Source organism: Hydrocarboniclastica marina (genome assembly GCF_004851605.1).
Lineage (GTDB): Bacteria > Pseudomonadota > Gammaproteobacteria > Pseudomonadales > Oleiphilaceae > Hydrocarboniclastica > Hydrocarboniclastica marina.
This window is the reverse complement of sequence record NZ_CP031094.1, coordinates 62,026-82,556: the sequence shown is the minus strand read 5'-3', so window position 1 is coordinate 82,556 and position 20,531 is coordinate 62,026. Positions and strand designations below refer to the sequence as shown.

The window sequence follows — 20,531 nt, the reverse complement described above, 5'->3', positions numbered from 1 at the left end:
AGCCTCTGGAATAGCAGCTAAATAAGCAGACGTAGAGATCAGCATTAAAGAGGCAAGAACAAGCAGCGGGATCACTAAGAACGAGATCCCAATCATCACACTCAGGTTGATTGTAGTGGTCAACTAATCCCGGACAGTATTTTAAGGTTTTCCTCAGCCGCAACGGGAGAAATGCCACCGTTGAACGTATGAGGTCTTTGCCGGTTGTAGTAGTCCATCAAGTAGCCACCCACATCTTTTTGGGCCTCAGGCAGATTCCGATATCCCAGGGCCGGTACCCACTCAGATTTCAGACTTCGGAACAGCCTCTCCATCGGAGCATTGTCCCAGCAGTTGCCACGCCGGCTCATGCTTTGGGTCATTCGATAGCGCCAGAGCCTCTGACGGAACTTGCGACTGGCATACTGACTTCCCTGATCCGAGTGAAACATGACTTTCTCTGGCTGACCACGCTGTTCCCAGGCGTGATCCAGAGCTTTTACAGCCAGGTCCGCATCCGGACTGGATGACATTGCCCAGCCAACGACTCGCCGGGCGTATAGATCCAGTACCACCGCCAGATAGCTCCATCGCTGGCCGCTCCAGATATAAGTAATATCACCACACCAGACCTGGTCGGGCTGCTCTACCGCAAACTCACGATTCAGGTGATTCGGGATATCCGGTCGCTCAACGGTAGCCTGCTTATATGCGTGAGGGCCTGGCTGCTTACAGATCAGCCCCAACTCGCTCATCAGACGTCGAACCTTGAAGCGCCCGACAACAATGCCTTCTTCGCTGAGTAAACCCTTTATTGTCCGGCTGCCGGCAGAGCTGCGGCTCTTGGTAAACAGGCGGTTTACCTGGGCCTTTAGGGCCAGACGCTCAACATCCACATGGTTCCGCCGTTGGCGGTATTCGTAGTAGCTGGAACGGCTGATATCGAACGCAGTGCAGACCATTTCAACAGGCATTCGCTCACTCAACTGGTCTATCAGCGCGTACGATTCATGTCGTCCGACATCAAGAGAGCGGTAGCCTTTTTTAGTATGTCTTTCTCCTGCTCAAGGCGTTTACAGCGGGCTTCCAGCTCCTGAATACGGCGCTGCTCCGGGGTTAAAGCTTTACCCCTCGGGGTGACACCGTCACGCTCCTCGGCCAGCTGATTAACCCAGCGCCGGATAGCGCTTTCACCAATTCCCAGAGACACGCCCGCCTGGGGAATCGTGTAACCTTGATCCAGCACCAAGCTGGCTGCTTCCTGTTTGAACTCAGGAGAAAAAGATCGTCGCTTTCTGGTCATCAGACACCTCGTTTATGGTGGCGATATTACCACCTACGTTGGTGTCCGGAATCATTGAACCACTACAGATCAAAGGGAGGCATGCCTGGTACAGGTTCAGCGTCAGACTCTTGCCTCGAACAGTAGTGCTAACTAGTCCTCTCATAATTCCTTCCTTTTCGTGAGTTGACCCTGACGATTTTGCCACTCACGCCCTGCCCTCCCCCGGGGGTTTGAGCTTTTTTCTTAACAGCACAGCCGGCCCTTGCCGCAATTTCAGTTTTTCATGCCGTAACTCTGAGAATGATACTCCTCTGTACGTGTAATCTTGCGCTAAGACTAACTGGAGCCAACCTCATGCTACGCATAATCATGATTGTCATTCTCGGCTATTTCGCAGCTCCTTATATCGCAGAAGCCATTCCTGGTTCATTCAAGAGCCAGATCAGTGAATGGTCCGGTGTACAGCTAAGCTCGGCCAATGAACGTCTCGAGAGTGAACAAGCCAGTGCAAGCTGGAAAGAACTATTGCCAGAAGAGTTCAGGTCAAAAGCGATGAATTCAGTGGAGACTCTCACAGGAGGACAGGCAGGATCGATTGATGATTTTGATACTCAGGCCCAATGGTTCCCTGACCTTAGATTCGAAGAATCCACCAGGGTGAACAATGTGGGCTTTAGGTGTGATAACAAGAATTCTTTTGCTATGAGCGAGGAGGCCTGTTTTAAATGAGTAAGACCGAATTACGAAAAAAATTAGCTGCCGATCTTATTGAGGTTGCTGACAGGCTGTCGCTGGAACTTGCGCAGAGCACGGGAACGGACTCTCTCCGAGTGAAAGAGCTACTTAGTGACTGGTATAGTTTCAAGAAAACAGCAAAGTTAATCCTATACTGCGAAAGTGGTTTAACTAGCTACCAAACTCGTCCCCCTACTCTCCACTGATTCTGGTCATAGACCACTACCTTCACTTTTTCGTTCACGCCGCTACCTGGGATAGCCTCTGCTTTAGAATCTCTTCGTCGACAGGCAACTCATAGTCGATTTCAAAGGCACGAGGCATCACGTCACTTCGCATCTTGATTCGCTCAGTTCCGGAGTACTCGCTGACTTTCTGAATGGCAGAAACTGTCGCCGTAACCCAAACGTCCTCTTCCTTCCCATCCTGACCACGCGTCCAAATCTGAAATACACTCTTTGGTTCATTCATTTCCAGAAACCGTTCTCTTCTATTTTGTTCAGGTACTTTTGTTGGGCAGCCAACTTTTTCTTTAAGGTGAAGTTCGTGATCCCGACGTTGTAAGCGGCCATTGCGCATTCCCAGCCTCCGCACCTGGCTTTGTAAGATTGGAGGATGAATGCGCCGGCCAGGATGTTATCTCTGGGATTTTTGAGGTCATAGTTAAGCTCACCCCATATTTCGGGCCGTACTTGTAACGGGCCAATGGCTCCGACTATCGATCGTGCTTTTGGATCAAAGGACGATTCAGTCCCGACCATCGAGCTCAATATTTGCCAAGGGATATTAAAGGTTGCGGAAGCCTCTATTATCGCTTCGGCCACAGAACCTGCTTGCTCGTGCGGCCGCTTATATACCTTGATGATTCTTTGTTTCAGCCACTCGGGGGATACTAGCGGAACCACAAGCGAGGGTTTGTCTTCTAGATTAATGTCTAGTTCCAGAATGACAGTTTCCCGGATTGCTTCTTCTTCACTGCTGCCGAAGCCAACCAGAACTACGCATGCGATTAGTACACATAGGTTTCCTGATCTAACCCTAGCGTGTCTCATTACGCGCCTCCCTGGTCCTCACAGCGCATAGGAGATCGCGTCACCAACCCAGGCTGTTGTTGGTAGGTGGTAAGCCCCAGCAGCCCACAGCGTGACAATAACCACGTCGAGACGACCGGAATTCCAAAGGTTCAAGCTGTGTCTATGGAAAGGAGTAAGGATGGGAATGCCCGTAGGGTTGGGCCAGTCGAAAAGTAGATGGGTCAGGCCGCCAACCACAAAGCCGAGTGAACCTATAAAACAGAGATCTCCCCAGGGCAGGGCATTCCAGTCGACAAGGAAGATACCGACCAGCAAGCCAATCCAAAGCGGCACCCAGTGAGTCACAGTTCGATGTTCAATCCAGTAGAACTTGCCAATTTTCTCAATGGCATCAGGAAAGACACCGCCGTACCATCCAGCTGGGACAGCAACGCTTGCAACGTAGAGCGGAAAGCCAAGGTGATTGTGGGCGATCCCAGCGACGACTGCGCCTGAGATCATTCCTGTTATATGATGTCCGGCGCGATGCATGTTTTTCCCCGTTTCATTTACGGGTATTGTTACTCGACTTCAAAATATGCAACCGCTGGGTTATTGGCTTTTTTTGGACAGTGGGTTTCGCATGCGAAACAGTAGAGGAGGGTGGTGTGGTCGTTCTTTATGCTTCGTACAAAACTGGCTAGATCTGGATCCCTTCGAATTCGCTACCTATCCCCGCTAGCTCGTCGATTTCTTCTTGAGACAGCCTCTCTCGCGGGTCTGCAGCGCCCTGGTACAACATCGACGATCTAGTAGGTCGAAAGACCCCGTGTGGTATGTCGTTGCCCTCACCGAGCCATTTACGCAGTCTTACGTCCACTACGTGGCCTGAGGTCAGCAATATCCAGCAGTGAGGAAAGACTCTCTTTCCAGTCCGGTTGTGAGTGGCTAGCCCGCACATCCGCTGGTGCTGAATGCCTTGTTCTTCAAGCTGAATGGATATGAGATCAGAGATGCCATTGCAGTCGAGCTCAAGTTTGTCGAGGTCTAGGGCCACAAGCTCAATTTCCAGTAGATCAAACGAGTTCATAAGTGTCTCAACGTAAAAGACGCCAATCGGTGTTGGCAGTGCGCCAGCTGCCGTTCTGGTTCAACGCCATTTGGTGCCGGGTTAGCGTTTCGCATGCGAAACGCTAAAGGTCTTCACCCCTGAAGCCCAGTTTGGATGCGATAGTGTCGAGCTCATCTAGAGAAAAATACTGGACCGTTATCGATCCCATTCTTTTCCGTTTGTTGTACCGGATTGCGATCGGGTAGCCGGATTGCTCTGATAGCAATTCTTCGTAGCGCTTGATGTTTACATCATCTTGTACCGATTCACCTCGGGCGAGGACCTCGTACTGGTGAACAGGTATTTTCCTCGCAATGAGCTCCCTCAACATCGCACTACGCTTTCTCTCTGGTAGCCCAGAGACAGCACGGACATGTCCTAGCGTTATCCTGGTAGGGTTGTTGTGCCAAAGAATAAGCTCTTCCTCAGAAAGACGGCCGGCCCGTTTTAAGTGGCTCACCGTATAGGGCTGCTCAATCCCCAGGGCTTCTCGTATCTCACTGTTGCTTAGCCCTTCGTCACTCAGGAACTTGATAAGGTGAGCTCGCTGAGCATCACTTAGCTTCTGGCCACTTTTCGCATGGCTGATCGCTTCTTCAGGGTCTAAGTACATTTCCATCAGCATGAGCGTTACTCTCGTTTGTCATGTGACAAAACTACCATTGCTACCGCCGAAATGAAAAGGGAAGGACCGTATTCTTGCGGTGTTTGTCATGTGACAACTTGACGGGAGGGTATAGCGATACAGAAGGAAATGGCCGGGATTCAAACCCGGCTCATTTCATTGACCAGAAATTTAGTCCTGGATGACCGTGGGCGAAAGCAGATCAGCTTTTTCCAAGATCGAGACTAGCCGGTTACGGGCAAGCGTATTAACCAGTACACGCATTTCTGACCGGCCGAACAAATTGGCTGTGTTAGTTCCTGCCGACGCGAACCAGCCGAGCCGAACATACCCTTCATGCTCTACCAGTGCTGGGTAGCCTACATGGAAGTCATTTCGAGCTGCCTTGATTTCAAACCCAGCCGGCAGATTCAGCTTAACATGGAGGGTAGGATCGCTTCTTTTTTCCCAGCTACCGTAAGCAATCTCAGACAAGCTATTTTCAAGATCACTACGGTGCAGAAGCACCTTGTTATCATCCATTAGGTACATTGCATAAGTCTTGTCGCCATGGGAGACGATGCCGTGATCACTAGAGACATCAAAGCCAGGTGTTCCTGCTGAAGCTGGAACAATCATCTCTGCAATGTTTTTTGCAGGGCTTGGAAGCCCGCCGGGGTAGAGTAGGTTACAACTGCCTGTAGCCTGGAAGGCACCACATACTTCCTCCCCGTCAGAGCTAGACCAGGGCATGATCAGTAAGTCTTCGGTGATGAGCTCCTGGCCGGAGTAAGCAAACGTTCTGTCCGGATAGATGCCCATGTTCATACCGGAGAAGAGATCACGCGGCAGTTCAGCTCCGAACAGCGTATAGATGACGTCGCTTTCACCGATGTATCTAAGGGAGAACCCCTTATAAAGGCTGGCCGTTTTCACCCGACCGGAGTAAACAGCGCCACTGATCATTCCTGGTGACTCTTCAAAGTAGTAGCGCTCGCCTAGCTCATTAGCCTGTGCCTGCACAGTTTCAAACGTACCAGTGGTGCTTGCCCAGACGTTATATGCGCGCAACGGCTCCGGAGTTTCGCTCAGCTCGAAGTAATTCCCAGATGCTACTGCTGTAATTTCACGCCGATGGCTTACGCGAATCTCTGGTGAGCTAGCGTCAGAGTCATAGCTGTCCTCGAACGATCTAAAGTGAACTTTCTTGTTCTCTTCATCGTAGGAGAGGAAGATTTCGTGGGAGTCTAAAGTTGATGCTTCACCTTTACTGCTGAGGAACGGGTTGAGCCCGACATCAGCCCCAAGAAGCCGCCTTTGGGTTTCTGAGGTGCCGTTTTCAATGGCAAATAACACGTCATTTAGAGAGTACGACGGGCTCCCGGCAATTACCTCAGGATCAAATTTATCCTGGGTGAAGCTATCCTTAACAGAAATCGCAATTTGACCCGCCAATTCCGCGATTCTTTGTTGTACCTGGGCAATCGCTTCCGCCGAGAATGAGCCAGACTTTGCGAGCTGCTCTTCTACGTTAGCCGAAATTTGGGCGGAGATCTGTGCAATACGGTGAAGGGCTTCATATTGAAGCTGGACAGACTTGTCGGCCGACTTCTTGCCTTCGATGAAGTCTCCGAGGGGGTCGACATCAACTGAAAGGCGCTCAGCAACAGTTTTTGCGGCAGTAGCAGCATCGCTGTTTGTCGCGTTCATTTCTGACAAGACCATTGTTGTCAGCGGCGAAACGAAAACTTGTGTGTCGTCTACAACTGGTGCGGACAGAGAAAAGCTCTTAGTAACCTCGGCATTAAAGTCTTCGTCGATGGTAACGCCAGACACCGCTTTGACCAGGACTTGCTTTACCTCAACGCCTTCCGGAATCTCAAGAGTGAAGTTTCCCCCAGCTGAGCTGTAAGAAGCCGGCTCACCTTTGTCACATAGCCCGTTGGCATTGAGGTCCGCACACACTTCAGCTTTTACCAGATACCCGTCTGCTGCCTTACCGGCGATCGTATATGAACCAGTTGGTGCGTTGATGTTTCCGCCGCCGATACTTACGTCGTTTGTGGACCCTGAATCGGACCCGGATCCGCCACAGCCAACCAAGCCAACGGCTGCGGCTAAAGGAAGAACTTTCCATATTGCGCTAGTTTTCATGTGTGCTCCTGTTGTGTTGATTCGAGGCTATCTTTACACCGATTTCAGATATGCAACCCCGATAACAGGATTCTATTGGCGTCTTATTGGAGGGTAGGGAAGGGTTCCGGTTTTTTATCGTGCAAACAAAACTAATTATCAGAAGAGGTAGAGTTGGTCGCCAACCGTGGCCTTGCGGTTCACGCCTTCCTGGAAGCGGATTAGCCGGTCGTTATGAGTCTCGTGTTCGATAGGGCTTTGTCGTATCAGCACTAGGCAGGGAGAGTGGTCATTCAGCAGGGTTTTCTTTGCCCATTCTATTTGGTCATCGTCTTGGCTTAGTTCCGTTGCAACCAAGCACAGGCCAGCCACCGGCGCATAACCGCCGGCGTATTCGTTGTTCGGATAAGCCCAGAGCTCGATCGAGATGGGAGAAGAAGGCACATTCATTATCTGAAACTATCACTGTCCATTTCGGGAATAGTCTGGCGCCAATAATTACGGGATTGAAGAATCTCATCCACAGGAGAGATGCCAGACGCGTTCTCAATCTCGCTATTCACCGTAGCCAGGGCTGAAACCAGCTGATCTTTAAGGCGCGATACGACTGACAGTGTATTCCCGCTTTCGTCACTCACCCAATAATCGCCGGAACTATCGCCGTAGACTGGCTCATGGCCAAGACATTCGCCTATCGCGTGCATCCATTCAGCAAAGCAGATGAAGCAGGCGCTAAGCGAACTCGCATCGTCCTCGCCGGCCCCGATATCGTTTCTAGAGACGTCTTCAGAGTGAACACCACGGTACAGTGATTCTAAATCTGAGGGCGATAATGCGCGATCCTGTCCGGCGTTCAAGGCCGTACTGAGATCGCTGCAGAATAACCCCATTTTGAACTGATCGCCGTCGATGTACTGTCGAAAAATGTAAGGATTGTTTGTCATTCGCGCCTTCTTCTTAGCTTTGGGTTTCGAGCTTCGGTCAACTGAGCATTAAGCCGCTTCGGGGCGGGGAAGGGAGTCCGCCTCGAACGTTTCTATCGCTCTGTCTGGGTCATATTCGATGCCCAGCTTTCTCAGACCTTCCTCAAACTGAGACCGCAGTTTGTCTGCAACGGCGTGGCCTGTGCCATGCTTCAATTGCCACTCATCGTTCCAGGTCAATTTGATATTGCGGCAGGCTTTCTCAGCGCTTGCGTATTGCTGCCAGAAGCTGCTTTCCTCTGGCACGGGCTCATCAGGGAGCCAGGCACGATGTTTACCTACCACTCTGTTAAGCCGTTCGATTAGTTCCTTGTTCGTCGGGAAGAGGTGGAACGTTCCTGACTTGCGGAAAAAACGCACCTCAAAATAATCACAAGCTATTCGCTCGCCCGCGGCCAACCTCTTCATCGTTTCAGGTTGTTTGAAGAGTTTTCTAAGACCAAAGATGTTGTTCTCAGCCTTACAGTCCAGCATCGCGAACACTTTATCGAAGTCGTGGAACCTCCGCTCATCGTCCCACGCGAGGTAGCTCGGTATATGGCTCGCGTAGAAGGAAGAGTTTAGTGCTGGAAGAATGAACCGATTCATTTTTAGTCTGAATGCATTAACCCTGTGTTTAGCGTTGGATTTCCATCCGCAATAATAAACGCGATTATTCGGATGATATTTGCTGAACTGGTCGAATACGTCACACATCATCTCTACCTGAAGGTCCGACTGCTGTAAGAGAAGCCCTTCCAAAAAGCCGTAGATATTTGCTTCGGTAAACGCCAAAGGTGTGATCTTTTCAAACTCTGCCTCGAGCCGTTTCTGAGCTGAAGAGCCAAGCCGCCCGATAACGGTAGTCGACCGCAATATTGACGACCAGGCTCGCTCTTTCAGTTGCAGGTACGCTTTATTGAACTGGTCAGCACGCTTATCCTGAGGTTCATCCGAGCATCGAAGGTCGTCAAATATCGAGTGCCCGAGCAATCTCGCGTAGTGGTCAGCGCGTATGCCTGCGTTCACTGATTCGCTCAATGCTTGTACCGCACAATTGAACGCAGTAACGCGGTTGGAAATGAACTTATCGTTCAGGGCCAGTTCGTTGTTTTGAGTTTCACCAACCAGTTGATCAGCCGCAGTGTCTTCCTCGAGGGTGCCCAAAAACTCGGTATTAAAATCAGACTCTTTCTTGAGATAGACAATCGCCACTTCTACGTCCGTTTTGCGCTTCGTGTCGTTAGACGTAAACGCGTACTTTTTGTAGCTGACGTGCCCGTGATCCTCAATCAATCGAACCAGGTGCCTGCGTTTCTGGCTGAAAGGGTTGAGGATCGTCTCGGCATTAATGATTGCGACAATTTCGCCGTCTTCAAGCAAATCCCATGCGTGTAGGACGTGGCTGTCACCGTGGGAGAACGGCGGGTTCAGGAGGATGTGAGAGTAGATTGGACCGCCGGCATAGGCCAGGAAATCATGGCCAACTATGCTGAATTCTTTACCCCTGAGGGTGCTTTGGTTTTCGAAGTCGAGTTCAACACAGTCGATCTGAAGACGGTGGTGGCGATAGGCTGACTTAAGTGCCTCGGCGAGGTCTCCCCGGCCTGCACTAGGCTCAAGAACTCGAGAGAACCGCTTGTTCTTGAAGAGGCTGACCGCGAACTGGGCGAGGCTAGGTGGTGTCGGATAGTTTTGAAGGTCCATTCTTGTCCCGCTTTTAAGCTGAATTTCTAAGGGACAAACTAAAGACTTTCTGAGATATGCAACCTTGTCAGGTCGTATAGGGGAGAGAGGAAATAGGCGGTGCGCCAGCCGAACTGAATCGCACCTAAGGCTTACATCATCAGAAAAACGCGAAGCAGAGCGGTCACAGCTAGCGCAGCAACCAGTGCTGCAGCTGGTGCAAACACTGTCTGCATTGCCATGAACACGACAACAAACGCGGTCATCGTCCGAGGCAAGCTTTCTGAACCTGATGAGGAAGAATTTGCCATGGGCAACCTCCAAACCATTCGCCACGCAATGACGAACATGGTAAACGGCTTGATCAGCCAGTTAACGGCCGTGGTGATCACCAGTCCTTTGGGCTGTCTCCCCACCCCGGCAACCGCGCTGAAGTCAACTTGCGCCATCATCGGAAAGATCATGGCCCAGATCAGGATCGCGACCGGGATGGAGACCTGTGCATACTCAAAGCGCGATAGCGTTTCCGGCACTACCGGCGCAAACTGCCCCAGCGCGACGCCGGCCACGATGGCCAAACCGACCCAGACCGTTAAATAGCGCTCAAAAAAGCCCATGCTTTCAGGCGGGTTGTCGTGTTTGGTTAATACCCCGGTACTCACGTGATGGCTCCTCAGATAGCTCTTTGATTAACCCGCTTCGATAGCTCCTCGGCGCTTTCTTTGCGCTCGGAGTAGCGATCGGTCAGGTAGGCACTGCGGTCTCGTACCAGCAGCGTGAACTTCACCAGTTCCTCCATGACGTCGACGATCCGGTCATAGAACGGTGAGGGCTTCATCCGATCGTTCTCGTCAAACTCCATGAATGCCTTAGGTACCGAGGATTGGTTGGGGATGGTCACCATCCTCATCCAGCGCCCGAGCACTCTAAGCTGGTTGACGGCATTGAACGACTGGGACCCGCCGGAGACCTGCATGACCGCGAGCGTCTTGCCCTGAGTCGGTCGGACGGCCCCAAGGGACAGCGGGATCCAGTCGATCTGGGATTTCATGATACCGGTCATGGCTCCGTGTCGCTCCGGTGAGCACCAGACCATGCCTTCAGACCATTGCGCCAGCTCCCGTAGCTCCTGGACTTTCGGATGCGATGCCTCCTCGGCATCGGGCAGTGGCAAGCCGCGCGGGTTGAATATGCGGGTCTCAGCGCCCATCACTTCCAGCAGCCTTGCGGCTTCTTCGACGGTGAGGCGGCTGAAAGACCGGGCTCTCAGTGAGCCGTACAACAACAGAATGCGCGGCCGATGCGCGGAGGGCCGGGCTGCGAATACAGGTTCTGCTGAGGGCGTATCGAAATGGTTCGGGTCAATGTTCGGTAAGTCGTGTTCACTCATGTGTTGTTCACTTCTCCGGATAAATAGTCTTTGACACCACGGGCCGCATCACGGGTGCTTCGCATAACCCCCACCAACGTCGCCGACGCGAATCCGGTCCAGTCGCCATAACCGACCAGCCAGAGCCGCGGTTCCTTGACGGAGCGGGTGCGCTCAACGGCCACTCGTCCATCGGCCTCCACAATGTCCAGGCTCGCCAAGTGCTGAAGCGAGGGCCTGAAACCGGTACACCAAATAACGGCGTCGATGGCCTCTTCCCCGCCATCAGTCCAGATGACACCCGTCCCGGTAAAGCGGGAGAACAAGGGCTGGGCCTGGAGCACACCACGCGCTCTCGCTTCCTGAACCGGCGGTACCATGACAATGTCGGCCAGGCTTCCGGCAAGCGTATAATTCCGCCCTTCCTGCTCCGCCTTCCACTTCTCGGTCGCCATCTCGAACAGAACCCGTCCATCGACCTCATCGGGAAGAAACTGAGGGGGCTCTCGGGTGACCCATGTGGCCTCTGCTACTTTGGACACTTCCGCAAAAATCTGGGCGCCTGAATTACCACCACCAATCACCAGCACGCGCTGATCGCGGAAGTCCTCCGGCCGCCGGTAATCCGCTGAATGGATCTGCCGCCCTTTAAACGAGATCCGTCCTGGCATAGCCGGGATAAAAGGCTGGCTCCAGGTGCCTGTGGCGCTGATGATGGTCTTTGCGCGGTACTGGCCGCGATCCGTATCGACGGTCAAGCCTTCCTGGCCGGAGACAACAGATTCAACCCACACGGGCCGATCCACCGGGATCTGGTAACGGCGCTCGTAGGCCGTGAGGTAATCGATCACCTGGTCGCGATGGGGCCAGCCCTGCCCATCGCCCTCCGGCATGGGCCAGCCCGGCAGGGAGCTCCACTGCGCCGGTGAGAAGAGCCTGAGCGAATCCCAACCATGGCGCCAGGCACCGCCTGGTTCAGGCTCTCGGTCTACAATCCGGTAGTCCAGCTTGTGACGGCGCAGGAAATAGCCGGTGGCAAGCCCGGCTTGTCCTCCTCCAATCACCAGAACGTCCGTTGCTCTCATGCCGCACTGGCCCCCGAGTCCGTCTTACTGCTGTTGGCACCTCCGACTGGACGCTTCATGCAGATGCCTCGTGTCGGGGTAATCTGACTGAGATGACCGCGGCCAAGGTAATAAAGATGAACGAAACCCAGAGGCAGGCTGTAAGTCCCCAGACCTGGAAGACCCAGCCGGACAGTAAGGTACCGATCAACCGGCCCATGGCATTAGCCATGTAGTAGAAACCGACATCCAGCGAGACACCGTCCTCCTGCGCGTAGCTGACGATCATATAGCTGTGAAGGGAGGAGTTGACGGCAAACAACACGCCAAACACCAGGAGTCCGCCAATCAGAACCGGCCCCGGCGAATCCAGCAGGATGAGTCCGATAGCAATCCCGGCGGGGACGATCGCTAGGGGCGCGGCCCAGGTCAGGGCCGTGCGGCCATCCGGTGTTTTGCCAGAGCGTCGCCCGGTAAAAGACGGCGCGACGGTCTGGACGATGCCATAGGCAATCACCCAGGTTGCCAGAAAGCCGCCGACCGCCCAAAAATCCCAGCCCAACGCCTCATGGAGGAAAACCGGCAGGGCGACCACGAACCAGACGTCGCGTGCACCGAACAGAAACAATCGGGCCGCAGAGAGGATATTGATTGCCCGGCTCTTGGAGAAGATATCGCGAAACTTCGGCTTGGCTTTCGCCCGGCCTAGGTCCTGCTTCAGGGTGAGTATGCTACCGACCCAGACGACGGCGAGGGCGATCGCCATGCCCAGGACCGCACCTCGGAAACCCACAAGGGCCAACAGAGCACCCCCGAGAAAGAATCCCGCACCCTTCAGGGCATTCTTCGAGCCGGTGAGGATGGCGACCCATTTGTACAGCGTGCCTTGGGCGTCGCCGGGCACAAGGGTCTTAATGGCGCTCTTGGCGCTCATCTTGTTGAGGTCCTTGGCAATGCCGGACAAGGCCTGGGCTGCCATGACCCAGGGTACCGTGAGACTGGTCGCCGGTACCGTCAGCATGAGCAGGGCGGCCACCTGGAGTATGAGCCCCAGGTTCATGGTGCGATTGAGCCCCATGCGGGCGCCCAGCCAGCCACCGACGAGGTTGGTTACTACGCCAAAGAACTCATAGAACAGGAATAGCAGCGCGATTTGCAGCGGGCTGTACCCCAGGTTATGGAAGTGGAGTACAACCAGCAGTCGCAGGGCGCCATCGGTGAGAGTGAAGGCCCAATAGTTACCTGTGACGATCAGGTATTGCCGGATCTCCGGTGACAGTGCAGCGAGTGCTTTCATTGTCTGGCGCCTAGTTGGCCTGGCCGACGAGGCGGGCCAGCTCTACGGTCCGGTTGGCATAGCCCCATTCATTGTCGTACCAGGCGTACAGCTTTACCTGGGTCTCATTGACCACCATCGTGGAGAGGGCGTCGATGATGCTGGAGCGGGGATCGGTCTTGTAATCGATGGAGACCAGGGGCCGCTCTTCATAGCCGAGGATGTCCTTCAGAGGGCCGTCAGCGGCAGCCGTTTTAAGCAACTGGTTGACGGCCTCAACGGTGGTTGGCGTCTCGACTTCAAACACACAGTCCGTGAGGGACGCATTGGCCAGCGGTACCCGCACGGCATGGCCGTTCAGGCGACCCTTGAGCTCGGGAAAGATAGCTGTAATAGCCGTCGCCGAGCCCGTCGTGGTCGGAATCAGACTCATGCCACAGGCCCGAGCCCGGCGCAGGTCCTTGTGGGGCGCATCGAGAATCGTCTGGGTGTTGGTCAGGTCATGAATTGTCGTCATGCTGCCGTGACGGATGCCCAGTTCTTCGTGGATGACCTTCACCACCGGGGCAAGGCAGTTGGTGGTGCACGAGGCGGCGGTGACAATCCGGTGCTGTGCCGGGTCGAACAGGTGCTCATTGACGCCCATGACGACATTCAGCACCCCTGGCTCCTTCACCGGCGCTGTCACAACCACGCGCTTCACGCCTTGATCGAGGTAGGCGTTCAGGACATCCATTTTTTTCATCTTGCCGCTGGCTTCGATCACTACGTCGCAGCCGGACCAGTCGGTCTCGTCGATTTTGATCTGCCGGCTCGTCAGGATACGCTGCTGTCCTACGACAATATGGTCGCCGTGAGTCTGAGCATCATGATGCCAGCGACCGTGAACCGAATCGAAATTCAGCAGATGCGCCAAAGTGCCCGCGTCACCGCCCGGGTCGTTGATCCGTACAAATTCGACACTAGGCCAATCCCAGGCCGCCCGCAGCGCCAGGCGCCCCATTCGACCGAAACCATTGATACCAATTTTCAGGGACATAAGGTGAGCTCCATATTTAAGCTGAGAAAAATGCGGGCGGTTTGTACCGTTACGGACAGCGAGACGCAGGCTTTCGATACTCGGCCGCCTCCAAGCGGCGGAGGTCTTCCTGAAAGGGCAATCCTGCCACCAGTGCTGCCTGACTGCGGGTCAGCACCTCGCTTTGCCAACTCGCGAGATCGGGATGAAGCCGGTAGAAAACCCACTGTCCCTCGCGGTGGTCACTGACCAGATCGCAGGCTCGCAATTGGGCCAGATGCCGTGAAACCTTGGGCTGAGACGACTCCAGCGCTTCTGCTAGATCGCACACGCACAGCGCATCCCGAGCTTGGAGCAACATAACGCAGCGCAAACGGGTCTCGTCAGCCAGGCACTTAAAGAACTTTGCTGCACTCATACCGCTCTCTTTTCTTTTTCATCTGCTTTCCGGCGTTTTTCTTCGATCAGAATCAGGTAACCCAGGCGGGTCTTGAGGTCTTTAACAACCAATTTGAAATCAACCAGACGATCATGAACGGCTGGGTCATCAATGGCCCAATGGATCGTGTCGAAAAGCCCTTGCACATTCGGACAGGCCTCCCGGGCCCGATCACAGAGGGTAATGACATAGTCAAATGGTTGACCTTCGAATTGATGGGCCGGCGTGCTTTCCTGCTGCGAGATGTCAATGCCTTGCTCCGCCATAACCTCAACAGCCAAGGGATGTAGCCCACGAGGCTGAGTGCCGGCGCTCGCGACCTCAAACAGGTCCTCACGTAGGTGACGCAATAGTCCTTCGGCCATCTGAGAGCGGGCAGAGTTGCCGGTACACAGGAACAAAACACGCGTTTTCATGGGGAATCTCCGCTTTTAGATATGCGGATAAGCGTATATATTATTGGAACCCGAATCAAGTCGCCACATGGAATACCCATAGGCGATCACTCGCAGGGCGCCCGGGGGCGAATCTCACCAACTCGGCACTCGCCCGAACGGAAACCTGCGCACTTGAGGTTTGTAAGGCTTAGGACAGGAGGATTTATGTTGGACATCGTCATATATCACAACCCCGACTGTGGGACGTCCAGGAATACCTTGGCGATGATCCGCAACGCGGGGATCGAGCCACACGTGGTGGAGTACCGCAAAACCCCGCCGAGCCGCAAAATGCTGGTGTCGCTCATCGAGCGCATGGGCATCTCGCCACGGGAGTTGTTGCGTGAGAAAGGCACCCCCTTCCATAAGCTGGGCCTTGATGACCTTGCCAAGACCGATGACGAACTGATTGATACCATGATGGCCGATCCCATCCTGATTAATCGGCCTATTGTCGTGACGCCCCGTGGTGTGAAGCTGTGCCGACCCTCCGAAACTGTGCTCGACCTACTCGACACCCCTCAACAGGGAGCGTTTATCAAAGAGGACGGTGAGCGTGTCGTCGATGCTGAGGGCAAGCGGATTAAATAGTCCTTGCCTGTGCTACGAGAATAACCATTTAAAGAACCTCCAGGATCTTTTACGGGATTGTTCAGCAATCTGTACGGTACGGCTAAGGAACCGTAGCCTCTGAGGTAGGGGTGTCTTTGATTAAGCGTGGAACCCATTTAAGGTAAGCCACCATTCCGAACAGCTCAATCAACGATTGGAATACGACAACAACCACGGCGGCGGCCCATGCCTCTGGCAGTGCAATTGCGAGAGGTAAAACCACAAATGAGTTTCGGGTTCCAAAGCTGAAAACCAACGTTCGCCCTGGGGCTCCTCCAATGTGGAAAACCTCGCTCAAGAGCTTGCCGACAGCGGCAGCGGCGAAGAGGTATAGCACGAAGACAATCGACACACTCCAGAGCATCCGTCCGGTCTCAATGACCAGGTTCACCTGCGAAGCGGCGATCAAATAAATCACAACCGCTAGAACCGGCACAGGTAACCAGCCGAGGCCATTGAGGTACCGCTGAAGCACCGGCCGGGTATCAGCCGCCTTCTCCGTAACCCAGGCCAGCAGTAAAGGCACGAGAATCAAGCCGAAGAAGGCTGGCAAAAGATGGTCTCTGATGCCTGTAACGACGAGCTGTTCGCCCAAAAAGAGCCAGATATAAACAGGCAGCATCACGATCTGGAGAACCAACAGTATTGGCGTAGCAGCGATGGCTCGTGCCCCATTGCCGTGCCCAAGATGAGTAAAACTGATGAACCAATCTGTACAAGGGACCAGTAGCACCAGTAGCACGCCTAGCTTGAGAGCACTATTGTCGGGCACCAGGAACAGCAATGCCCAAACAACCGCTGGCATCAAAACAAAATTGCCCAGAACCAGTACGCCGAGAAACCGGACGTCCTGAAACGCACCCGCTAGATGTACCAGAGGTACTTGCGTGAACGTGGCGTACAGCAGTACACCAAGCATTGGCCAAAGCGCGAGCTCAAATACCGCTGAGACTTCCGGCCAAGACCAACCAGTCAAAATACCGCTCAGAATAGCAAGTAAATAAATCCAGACTTGGTGACGTTCTAGTTTATCTCTCATGTAGCTGGCAGCTCGGTTAGAAAAGGGATTTGTAATGGTACAGCATTGCTTCAAACGGTCAGTCGCTTGGCCGTACTGAGTGATTCTCGCCGATGGCAAAATGCTTGTTGACAGATGTCAGCGCAATTCAAAAAGAAGGCATTAAAACCTAGAGGGCTAACTTTTTGTTCTAACACCACTTTCTGGAAAAGCATTATGTATTGATAAGAAACACGACATGGGAAAACCGCTGGCGAGGGAAATCCAGCGGAAACGCGGTCGAGGAACAGTGGTATCTTTAGCTCCTCGAGGGAACTTTGAGCTAGACCTATTACTGATATCTGCATTAATCGGGCGCCTTAACTTCATGACTGTATGCCTATACAGTATGGGGCGGACCCGGTCCTCCGGCAAGCGACGAGAAAAAGTTAGTGGTCTGGGCCCCCAGAGATGACCTGAGCACAGCCTCAGTTGCAGAGGGCTGAGTTTCGACCCGTGCAGGTTGCCCAGCTGCAGGCTCTGCAGTTGAGTACTCTCGATAGATGTGAAAGTGAGAATATGCCGATCACTTATTATGCGAAAAATGAGCACCCGGCCGGGTTTGTAGGCTGGCGTGTTGCTGTATCCAAGGGCGAAGGGGGATTGTATCAACGGTACTTTTCTAGCCGTCCGCCCGGTCAGGAGCCACCGGTGCTATGGGCTAAGCTTCAGCATCTAAAAGCCCGACATTACGAAGCTCAATGCCAGGCCCGGGCCATAGTGAGGAAATATCGACGTTTCATCCGCACTAACGACCCGCGGACCAATGAGGCGTTTGGAGTGGGCGCACACGGTATTCGTATGTATGCGAAACCGTCTAAAAAGACGGCTTCCGGCTGGGAATTTGGTTACCTGGTCACGCGTGGATCGGGCTCGAGCGACCGTTTCTTTCCAATCCTGGATGAGCAGTGGCGTATTTCTGAAGCGTGGGCCATGGCAATCAACTTCTGGGCAGAGCTCCATGCTATACGCGATCAAGACCGGCTCGCGAAGCTGGAGGAAACGCCCTCTCCAGACCGGTTTAAACAGCTGCGCCGTTATCTGAATGAGCAAGGCAAGGACATCCCAACAGAGGCCCTGGGCCCGGTTTATCGTGAGCAACGCGAGGCATTAGCCAGAGAAAAGGCCAAGAAACAGCTCAGCCGAGAAGAACTAGATGATGAGCTGGCCGATATGCTCTCTTGGCTAACGAGGGAGATTGAGACGACTAGAGCATAAGTAACATTAAAAAAATATTAGAAAAAAGGTTCTGAATTTTAGCTTTCCCCGGCCGGAAACGCGCACCGCAACTCGTCTATTAGTTGAAGCAAAACTAATCAGAGGAGTTATGTATGAAGAGGATTACAGCTTTCGCGCTTTTCGTGCTTGTTTGTTTGTTCGCTATATATCTCGAGTACTCATTATCTATAGTTAGGAACGCGTATTGGCTCTGCCATTTCATGTGGAGCCTTTTTTTCCCCCTGCTTTTTTACTCATGGGGTTTGAAACCGAAGCAGGTTTTTGAGCTGGTCTTTTGGGCTTCGGTCGGTAACGAGTTCTCAGACGCTCTCGCTCACGGGTTCTTTCAATTTGATCACTTTGGCGCAGATATGGCGGGCTTAGCGATTGCGATTGGAATTTATCTGAAAGTGGCAGGCCAAGGTTGGTTTTTCGCAAAGAAAGACGCGAAATAGCTGATGGAAACCTTAAAAGCCCCGGGTGAATGGGGCTTTTAACTGGTCTTCCCTCCTGGACGCTTACTCCATCTCCCAGACAGCCAGGCTGTCGTTAATATCAAAAACAGCGCAAACAACAGCTTCTGCCTTGCCGTAACCACGGATGGCCTCTCGTGCCTCCTCTGGGTGGCCATAATGGTACGCACGCTCTGGGGTTTTAACCCAGGCCTTAGCACTGACGCTTTCTGACTCATTCGCCATGGCTAAGAACTCATCGCTGTCCGGCAGGTGAACGACGAATCCGCAGAGCACTGCATCGAGGGGAACCCCCATTTGCTGGAGCTCATGCAGCGTAGGGGCGTTCGTAGTGACAGAAGGTTTCGATTTTCCACGCGGTGGCATAGGTCTGTCCCTTACCGATCGTTCTATTTACCTTTGGATGGCGCATTTCCTCTGCCACCCCCAGAAGGGTTGCCTGTTGTGCTCGGCCAGTTGCCGCCATTAGATCCGGCAGATGAGTTGTTACCGCCTTTACCGGAGCTCCCTTTACCGCCTCCACCACCACTTTTGGCCATGTCGCTACCCTCTATCTAAATGGACGAGCTGAGTTTTTGCTGCAGGTGATTCCACTTACTCAAACTAAGCTGCAGTCCCTGCCTCGTCAAATTAGTACTTTTTGAAAGTCCTGATTTCGCAATAGCCTCTTATTTAACGTAGTCGGATCATCTCCCTGCAGGTGTGTTTTGTGGTTTTGTCTTGTGTGTCTTATACTCTCATGTGTGAGTCACAGGGGACATTTTATGATTGAGCATACCGAACCTGATATGGATGTAGGCGCACCTGTCGTCCGGGTCGGCCGCCAGGATGAGATTGTCGAGGACTTCACCACCTTCATCCGCCAACACCGAATCATCTTCGAGGGTACCGAGAAGAAGGCGCGGATGAATTTGCTGAAGCGCTCCCTGGAAGTTCTATTCAAGGAGATCGATCGCTTTGACGAGTCAGAGCTCGATGCTCTTTCCTCGCGCACGGACTCGCGGTTAATTGTCGAGCTGGCGCAGGCCTCATTGTCCGATCGACCGACTGATCGGGAAGGGCGCATGCTAATTCGGGGCGCAGAGCGCCTGAAAAAGCTGCTGGAGCGCTCAGGCGGAACCGTTAGTAGCAAGTGGGTCGCAGATTTCCTGCAAACTAGCGAAGCGGCTGTACGGAAGCGTGTCCAGAGAAATGGTCTGATTGCCAGGCGTTTGCCTAGCGGTGATTTGAGCCTCCCGCGTTTCCAGTTTGATGAGCGAACTGGCGGTGTCGTTCCAGGGCTGAGCAAGTTCATGAAGGAAGTGAGCGGGACGCCTGAGGAAATGATCCAGTTCTTGCTGGTGCCACATAACCCCGCGGTATCCCGGGAGACGCCGCTGGACCTGCTAAAGCAAGACAACGTTGCAAAAGTTGTGGAGCTGGCAGAGCTTCATCTACAACAGCGGCCGTAGATATGTCGCGTCTTCCAGTAAGCACCGACACCCTTGCAGAACTTCCCGTCAGCACTCTCGCTTCCGGGCAGCGCCTATATCGGGTTAACGAGACGGGTTATCCCAGCCCTGTTTTTTACTCAACATCAGCAGAGAATCGATGGACGCCTGTGGCTGGTAGTCCGGGGGTCTGTTATTTAGCGATATCAAAAACCGGAGCTATCGCGGAGTCGGTATGCCGAAATTCGGCGTATCTGGAGGAAGAGGAGAAGATAGTCAGTCTCAACGCACTGTCTACCAAGGGGATGTATGAGATACACCTGACGGAACCGGTTCAGGTGCTCGATCTGACGGTGTCCAACCTGGGGCGCTACCGGCTGGACGCTACGATCCTCTCTGACTACGACCAAACGCGGTCGCCGCCCTACAAGTTCTGCCCTGCCTGGGCCAGCCACGCCGTGTCACTCGGTCTCCACGGCATCCTGTACCGGTCTCGCCACGTCATCGATGAACCTTGTCTGGCCCTCTTCGAGGGCTCCGCCAGCCTACAGTCCTCGCTCTTTGACGACCTGAGGCACCCCGAACTGCTCGCCATCCTGGAAGAACAGTTCGGCTGGGCGGTTACCTGAT

25 protein-coding genes and 2 pseudogenes are annotated in these 20,531 nt (G+C 53.6%); 6 read left to right on the top strand and 21 right to left on the bottom strand.

Annotation, left to right across the window (positions count from 1 at the left end):
* Positions 1 to 119: 119 nt before the first annotated feature.
* Both soil367_RS18640 and soil367_RS18885 read right to left on the bottom strand, forming a co-directional pair.
* A protein-coding gene (locus soil367_RS18640; RefSeq protein WP_136550791.1) for an IS3 family transposase occupies positions 120 to 1,282 on the bottom strand; the annotation gives its coding sequence in 2 pieces (ribosomal slippage) (positions 120 to 1,027 and positions 1,027 to 1,282; 1,164 coding nt in all).
* Positions 1,251 to 1,427, bottom strand: coding sequence for a hypothetical protein (locus soil367_RS18885; RefSeq protein ID WP_172962420.1), 177 nt, complete (start codon positions 1,425 to 1,427; stop codon positions 1,251 to 1,253). Before soil367_RS18885 ends, soil367_RS18640 begins: the two co-directional genes overlap by 32 nt.
* Positions 1,428 to 1,618: 191 nt before the next feature.
* Here soil367_RS18885 and soil367_RS18635 point away from each other — a divergent pair, with 191 nt between their 5' ends.
* Complete coding sequence (locus soil367_RS18635) at positions 1,619 to 1,993, top strand: hypothetical protein (protein WP_136550790.1); 375 nt, start codon at positions 1,619 to 1,621, stop codon at positions 1,991 to 1,993.
* Positions 1,994 to 2,239: 246 nt separating this feature from the next.
* On the opposite strand, the gene soil367_RS18630 is transcribed toward soil367_RS18635, so the two are convergent.
* The 16 genes and pseudogenes from soil367_RS18630 to soil367_RS18555 form a co-directional block, all read right to left on the bottom strand.
* Positions 2,240 to 2,470: a hypothetical protein gene (locus tag soil367_RS18630; RefSeq protein ID WP_136550789.1), complete on the bottom strand. Its 231-nt coding sequence runs from the start codon at positions 2,468 to 2,470 to the stop codon at positions 2,240 to 2,242.
* The gene (locus soil367_RS18625) at positions 2,467 to 3,051 is read right to left on the bottom strand and encodes a lytic transglycosylase domain-containing protein (protein WP_136550788.1); all 585 of its coding nucleotides are present in this window, start codon (positions 3,049 to 3,051) and stop codon (positions 2,467 to 2,469) included. Before soil367_RS18625 ends, soil367_RS18630 begins: the two co-directional genes overlap by 4 nt.
* A gap of 18 nt (positions 3,052 to 3,069) precedes the next feature.
* Entirely contained in the window at positions 3,070 to 3,564 is a 495-nt protein-coding gene (locus tag soil367_RS18620) for a metal-dependent hydrolase (RefSeq protein WP_136550787.1), read from the bottom strand.
* A gap of 148 nt (positions 3,565 to 3,712) precedes the next feature.
* Positions 3,713 to 4,102 (bottom strand): hypothetical protein, encoded by a 390-nt coding sequence (locus soil367_RS18615; protein ID WP_136550786.1) that lies wholly within the window; start codon positions 4,100 to 4,102, stop codon positions 3,713 to 3,715.
* 103 nt (positions 4,103 to 4,205) lie between these two features.
* Positions 4,206 to 4,748, bottom strand: coding sequence for a helix-turn-helix domain-containing protein (locus tag soil367_RS18610; RefSeq protein WP_136550785.1), 543 nt, complete (start codon positions 4,746 to 4,748; stop codon positions 4,206 to 4,208).
* Between the two features lie 171 nt (positions 4,749 to 4,919).
* Complete coding sequence (locus soil367_RS18605) at positions 4,920 to 6,881, bottom strand: hypothetical protein (protein WP_136550784.1); 1,962 nt, start codon at positions 6,879 to 6,881, stop codon at positions 4,920 to 4,922.
* 138 nt (positions 6,882 to 7,019) lie between these two features.
* Positions 7,020 to 7,310, bottom strand: a complete 291-nt coding sequence (locus soil367_RS18600) for a hypothetical protein (protein WP_136550783.1) — start codon at positions 7,308 to 7,310, stop codon at positions 7,020 to 7,022.
* Positions 7,310 to 7,804: a hypothetical protein gene (locus soil367_RS18595; RefSeq protein WP_136550782.1), complete on the bottom strand. Its 495-nt coding sequence runs from the start codon at positions 7,802 to 7,804 to the stop codon at positions 7,310 to 7,312. The genes soil367_RS18600 and soil367_RS18595 overlap by 1 nt, the downstream gene beginning before the upstream one ends.
* A 48-nt stretch (positions 7,805 to 7,852) precedes the next feature.
* Positions 7,853 to 9,529: a DUF4942 domain-containing protein gene (locus tag soil367_RS18590; RefSeq protein ID WP_136550781.1), complete on the bottom strand. Its 1,677-nt coding sequence runs from the start codon at positions 9,527 to 9,529 to the stop codon at positions 7,853 to 7,855.
* Positions 9,530 to 9,840: 311 nt separating this feature from the next.
* A pseudogene (locus tag soil367_RS19080) lies at positions 9,841 to 10,125 on the bottom strand (arsenic resistance protein); the annotation flags it as partial.
* A gap of 56 nt (positions 10,126 to 10,181) precedes the next feature.
* Positions 10,182 to 10,898: an arsenical resistance protein ArsH gene (gene arsH / locus soil367_RS18580; RefSeq protein WP_136550780.1), complete on the bottom strand. Its 717-nt coding sequence runs from the start codon at positions 10,896 to 10,898 to the stop codon at positions 10,182 to 10,184.
* A complete protein-coding gene (locus tag soil367_RS18575) occupies positions 10,895 to 11,962 on the bottom strand; it encodes an ArsO family NAD(P)H-dependent flavin-containing monooxygenase (protein WP_136550779.1) in 1,068 nt (355 codons plus the stop codon). Before soil367_RS18575 ends, arsH begins: the two co-directional genes overlap by 4 nt.
* A gap of 55 nt (positions 11,963 to 12,017) precedes the next feature.
* Positions 12,018 to 13,238, bottom strand: a complete 1,221-nt coding sequence (arsJ, locus tag soil367_RS18570) for an organoarsenical effux MFS transporter ArsJ (protein ID WP_136550778.1) — start codon at positions 13,236 to 13,238, stop codon at positions 12,018 to 12,020.
* A 10-nt stretch (positions 13,239 to 13,248) separates the two neighbouring features.
* Positions 13,249 to 14,256: an ArsJ-associated glyceraldehyde-3-phosphate dehydrogenase gene (locus soil367_RS18565; RefSeq protein WP_136550777.1), complete on the bottom strand. Its 1,008-nt coding sequence runs from the start codon at positions 14,254 to 14,256 to the stop codon at positions 13,249 to 13,251.
* A 49-nt stretch (positions 14,257 to 14,305) separates the two neighbouring features.
* A complete protein-coding gene (locus tag soil367_RS18560) occupies positions 14,306 to 14,653 on the bottom strand; it encodes a metalloregulator ArsR/SmtB family transcription factor (RefSeq protein ID WP_136550776.1) in 348 nt (115 codons plus the stop codon).
* The gene (locus tag soil367_RS18555) at positions 14,650 to 15,090 is read right to left on the bottom strand and encodes an arsenate reductase ArsC (RefSeq protein WP_136550775.1); all 441 of its coding nucleotides are present in this window, start codon (positions 15,088 to 15,090) and stop codon (positions 14,650 to 14,652) included. The genes soil367_RS18560 and soil367_RS18555 overlap by 4 nt, the downstream gene beginning before the upstream one ends.
* A 186-nt stretch (positions 15,091 to 15,276) precedes the next feature.
* Here soil367_RS18555 and arsC point away from each other — a divergent pair, with 186 nt between their 5' ends.
* Positions 15,277 to 15,702, top strand: a complete 426-nt coding sequence (gene arsC, locus soil367_RS18550) for an arsenate reductase (glutaredoxin) (protein WP_136550774.1) — start codon at positions 15,277 to 15,279, stop codon at positions 15,700 to 15,702.
* 82 nt (positions 15,703 to 15,784) lie between these two features.
* On the opposite strand, the gene soil367_RS18545 is transcribed toward arsC, so the two are convergent.
* Together soil367_RS18545 and soil367_RS19240 are read right to left on the bottom strand one after the other, a co-directional pair.
* Entirely contained in the window at positions 15,785 to 16,762 is a 978-nt protein-coding gene (locus soil367_RS18545; RefSeq protein WP_136550773.1) for an arsenic resistance protein, read from the bottom strand.
* A gap of 227 nt (positions 16,763 to 16,989) precedes the next feature.
* Positions 16,990 to 17,088 (bottom strand): annotated as a pseudogene (locus soil367_RS19240) (UV protection and mutation protein); the annotation flags it as partial.
* A 211-nt stretch (positions 17,089 to 17,299) separates the two neighbouring features.
* On the opposite strand from soil367_RS19240, the gene soil367_RS18535 reads away from it, so the two are divergent.
* Both soil367_RS18535 and soil367_RS18530 read left to right on the top strand, forming a co-directional pair.
* Positions 17,300 to 17,998, top strand: coding sequence for a hypothetical protein (locus tag soil367_RS18535; RefSeq protein WP_136550772.1), 699 nt, complete (start codon positions 17,300 to 17,302; stop codon positions 17,996 to 17,998).
* Positions 17,999 to 18,111: 113 nt separating this feature from the next.
* Complete coding sequence (locus tag soil367_RS18530) at positions 18,112 to 18,453, top strand: hypothetical protein (protein WP_136550771.1); 342 nt, start codon at positions 18,112 to 18,114, stop codon at positions 18,451 to 18,453.
* 63 nt (positions 18,454 to 18,516) lie between these two features.
* Here soil367_RS18530 and soil367_RS18525 read toward each other — a convergent pair whose 3' ends face one another.
* Positions 18,517 to 18,768, bottom strand: coding sequence for a hypothetical protein (locus soil367_RS18525; protein WP_136550770.1), 252 nt, complete (start codon positions 18,766 to 18,768; stop codon positions 18,517 to 18,519).
* Between the two features lie 467 nt (positions 18,769 to 19,235).
* On the opposite strand from soil367_RS18525, the gene soil367_RS18520 reads away from it, so the two are divergent.
* Entirely contained in the window at positions 19,236 to 19,922 is a 687-nt protein-coding gene (locus soil367_RS18520) for a hypothetical protein (RefSeq protein ID WP_136550769.1), read from the top strand.
* Positions 19,923 to 19,924: 2 nt separating this feature from the next.
* Positions 19,925 to 20,530, top strand: coding sequence for an RES family NAD+ phosphorylase (locus tag soil367_RS18515; RefSeq protein WP_136550768.1), 606 nt, complete (start codon positions 19,925 to 19,927; stop codon positions 20,528 to 20,530).
* The last annotated feature ends 1 nt before the right edge of the window (position 20,531 follow it).

Bases quoted from the DNA above. Each gene is read 5' to 3' on its own strand.
- soil367_RS18560 (WP_136550776.1), bottom strand. From the start codon at position 14,653: ATGAGTGCAGCAAAGTTCTTTAAGTGCCTGGCTGACGAGACCCGTTTG.
- soil367_RS18620 (WP_136550787.1), bottom strand. From the start codon at position 3,564: ATGCATCGCGCCGGACATCATATAACAGGAATGATCTCAGGCGCAGTC.
- soil367_RS18595 (WP_136550782.1), bottom strand. From the start codon at position 7,804: ATGACAAACAATCCTTACATTTTTCGACAGTACATCGACGGCGATCAG.
- soil367_RS18535 (WP_136550772.1), top strand. From the start codon at position 17,300: ATGCCGATCACTTATTATGCGAAAAATGAGCACCCGGCCGGGTTTGTA.
- soil367_RS18545 (WP_136550773.1), bottom strand. From the start codon at position 16,762: ATGAGAGATAAACTAGAACGTCACCAAGTCTGGATTTATTTACTTGCT.
- soil367_RS18635 (WP_136550790.1), top strand. From the start codon at position 1,619: ATGCTACGCATAATCATGATTGTCATTCTCGGCTATTTCGCAGCTCCT.
- soil367_RS18630 (WP_136550789.1), bottom strand. From the start codon at position 2,470: ATGAATGAACCAAAGAGTGTATTTCAGATTTGGACGCGTGGTCAGGAT.
- soil367_RS18625 (WP_136550788.1), bottom strand. From the start codon at position 3,051: ATGAGACACGCTAGGGTTAGATCAGGAAACCTATGTGTACTAATCGCA.
- soil367_RS18615 (WP_136550786.1), bottom strand. From the start codon at position 4,102: ATGAACTCGTTTGATCTACTGGAAATTGAGCTTGTGGCCCTAGACCTC.
- arsC (WP_136550774.1), top strand. From the start codon at position 15,277: ATGTTGGACATCGTCATATATCACAACCCCGACTGTGGGACGTCCAGG.
- arsJ (WP_136550778.1), bottom strand. From the start codon at position 13,238: ATGAAAGCACTCGCTGCACTGTCACCGGAGATCCGGCAATACCTGATC.
- soil367_RS18520 (WP_136550769.1), top strand. From the start codon at position 19,236: ATGATTGAGCATACCGAACCTGATATGGATGTAGGCGCACCTGTCGTC.
- soil367_RS18565 (WP_136550777.1), bottom strand. From the start codon at position 14,256: ATGTCCCTGAAAATTGGTATCAATGGTTTCGGTCGAATGGGGCGCCTG.
- soil367_RS18885 (WP_172962420.1), bottom strand. From the start codon at position 1,427: ATGAGAGGACTAGTTAGCACTACTGTTCGAGGCAAGAGTCTGACGCTG.
- soil367_RS18600 (WP_136550783.1), bottom strand. From the start codon at position 7,310: ATGAATGTGCCTTCTTCTCCCATCTCGATCGAGCTCTGGGCTTATCCG.
- soil367_RS18530 (WP_136550771.1), top strand. From the start codon at position 18,112: ATGAAGAGGATTACAGCTTTCGCGCTTTTCGTGCTTGTTTGTTTGTTC.
- arsH (WP_136550780.1), bottom strand. From the start codon at position 10,898: ATGAGTGAACACGACTTACCGAACATTGACCCGAACCATTTCGATACG.
- soil367_RS18525 (WP_136550770.1), bottom strand. From the start codon at position 18,768: ATGGGGGTTCCCCTCGATGCAGTGCTCTGCGGATTCGTCGTTCACCTG.
- soil367_RS18610 (WP_136550785.1), bottom strand. From the start codon at position 4,748: ATGCTGATGGAAATGTACTTAGACCCTGAAGAAGCGATCAGCCATGCG.
- soil367_RS18605 (WP_136550784.1), bottom strand. From the start codon at position 6,881: ATGAAAACTAGCGCAATATGGAAAGTTCTTCCTTTAGCCGCAGCCGTT.
- soil367_RS18555 (WP_136550775.1), bottom strand. From the start codon at position 15,090: ATGAAAACGCGTGTTTTGTTCCTGTGTACCGGCAACTCTGCCCGCTCT.
- soil367_RS18515 (WP_136550768.1), top strand. From the start codon at position 19,925: ATGTCGCGTCTTCCAGTAAGCACCGACACCCTTGCAGAACTTCCCGTC.
- soil367_RS18575 (WP_136550779.1), bottom strand. From the start codon at position 11,962: ATGAGAGCAACGGACGTTCTGGTGATTGGAGGAGGACAAGCCGGGCTT.
- soil367_RS18590 (WP_136550781.1), bottom strand. From the start codon at position 9,529: ATGGACCTTCAAAACTATCCGACACCACCTAGCCTCGCCCAGTTCGCG.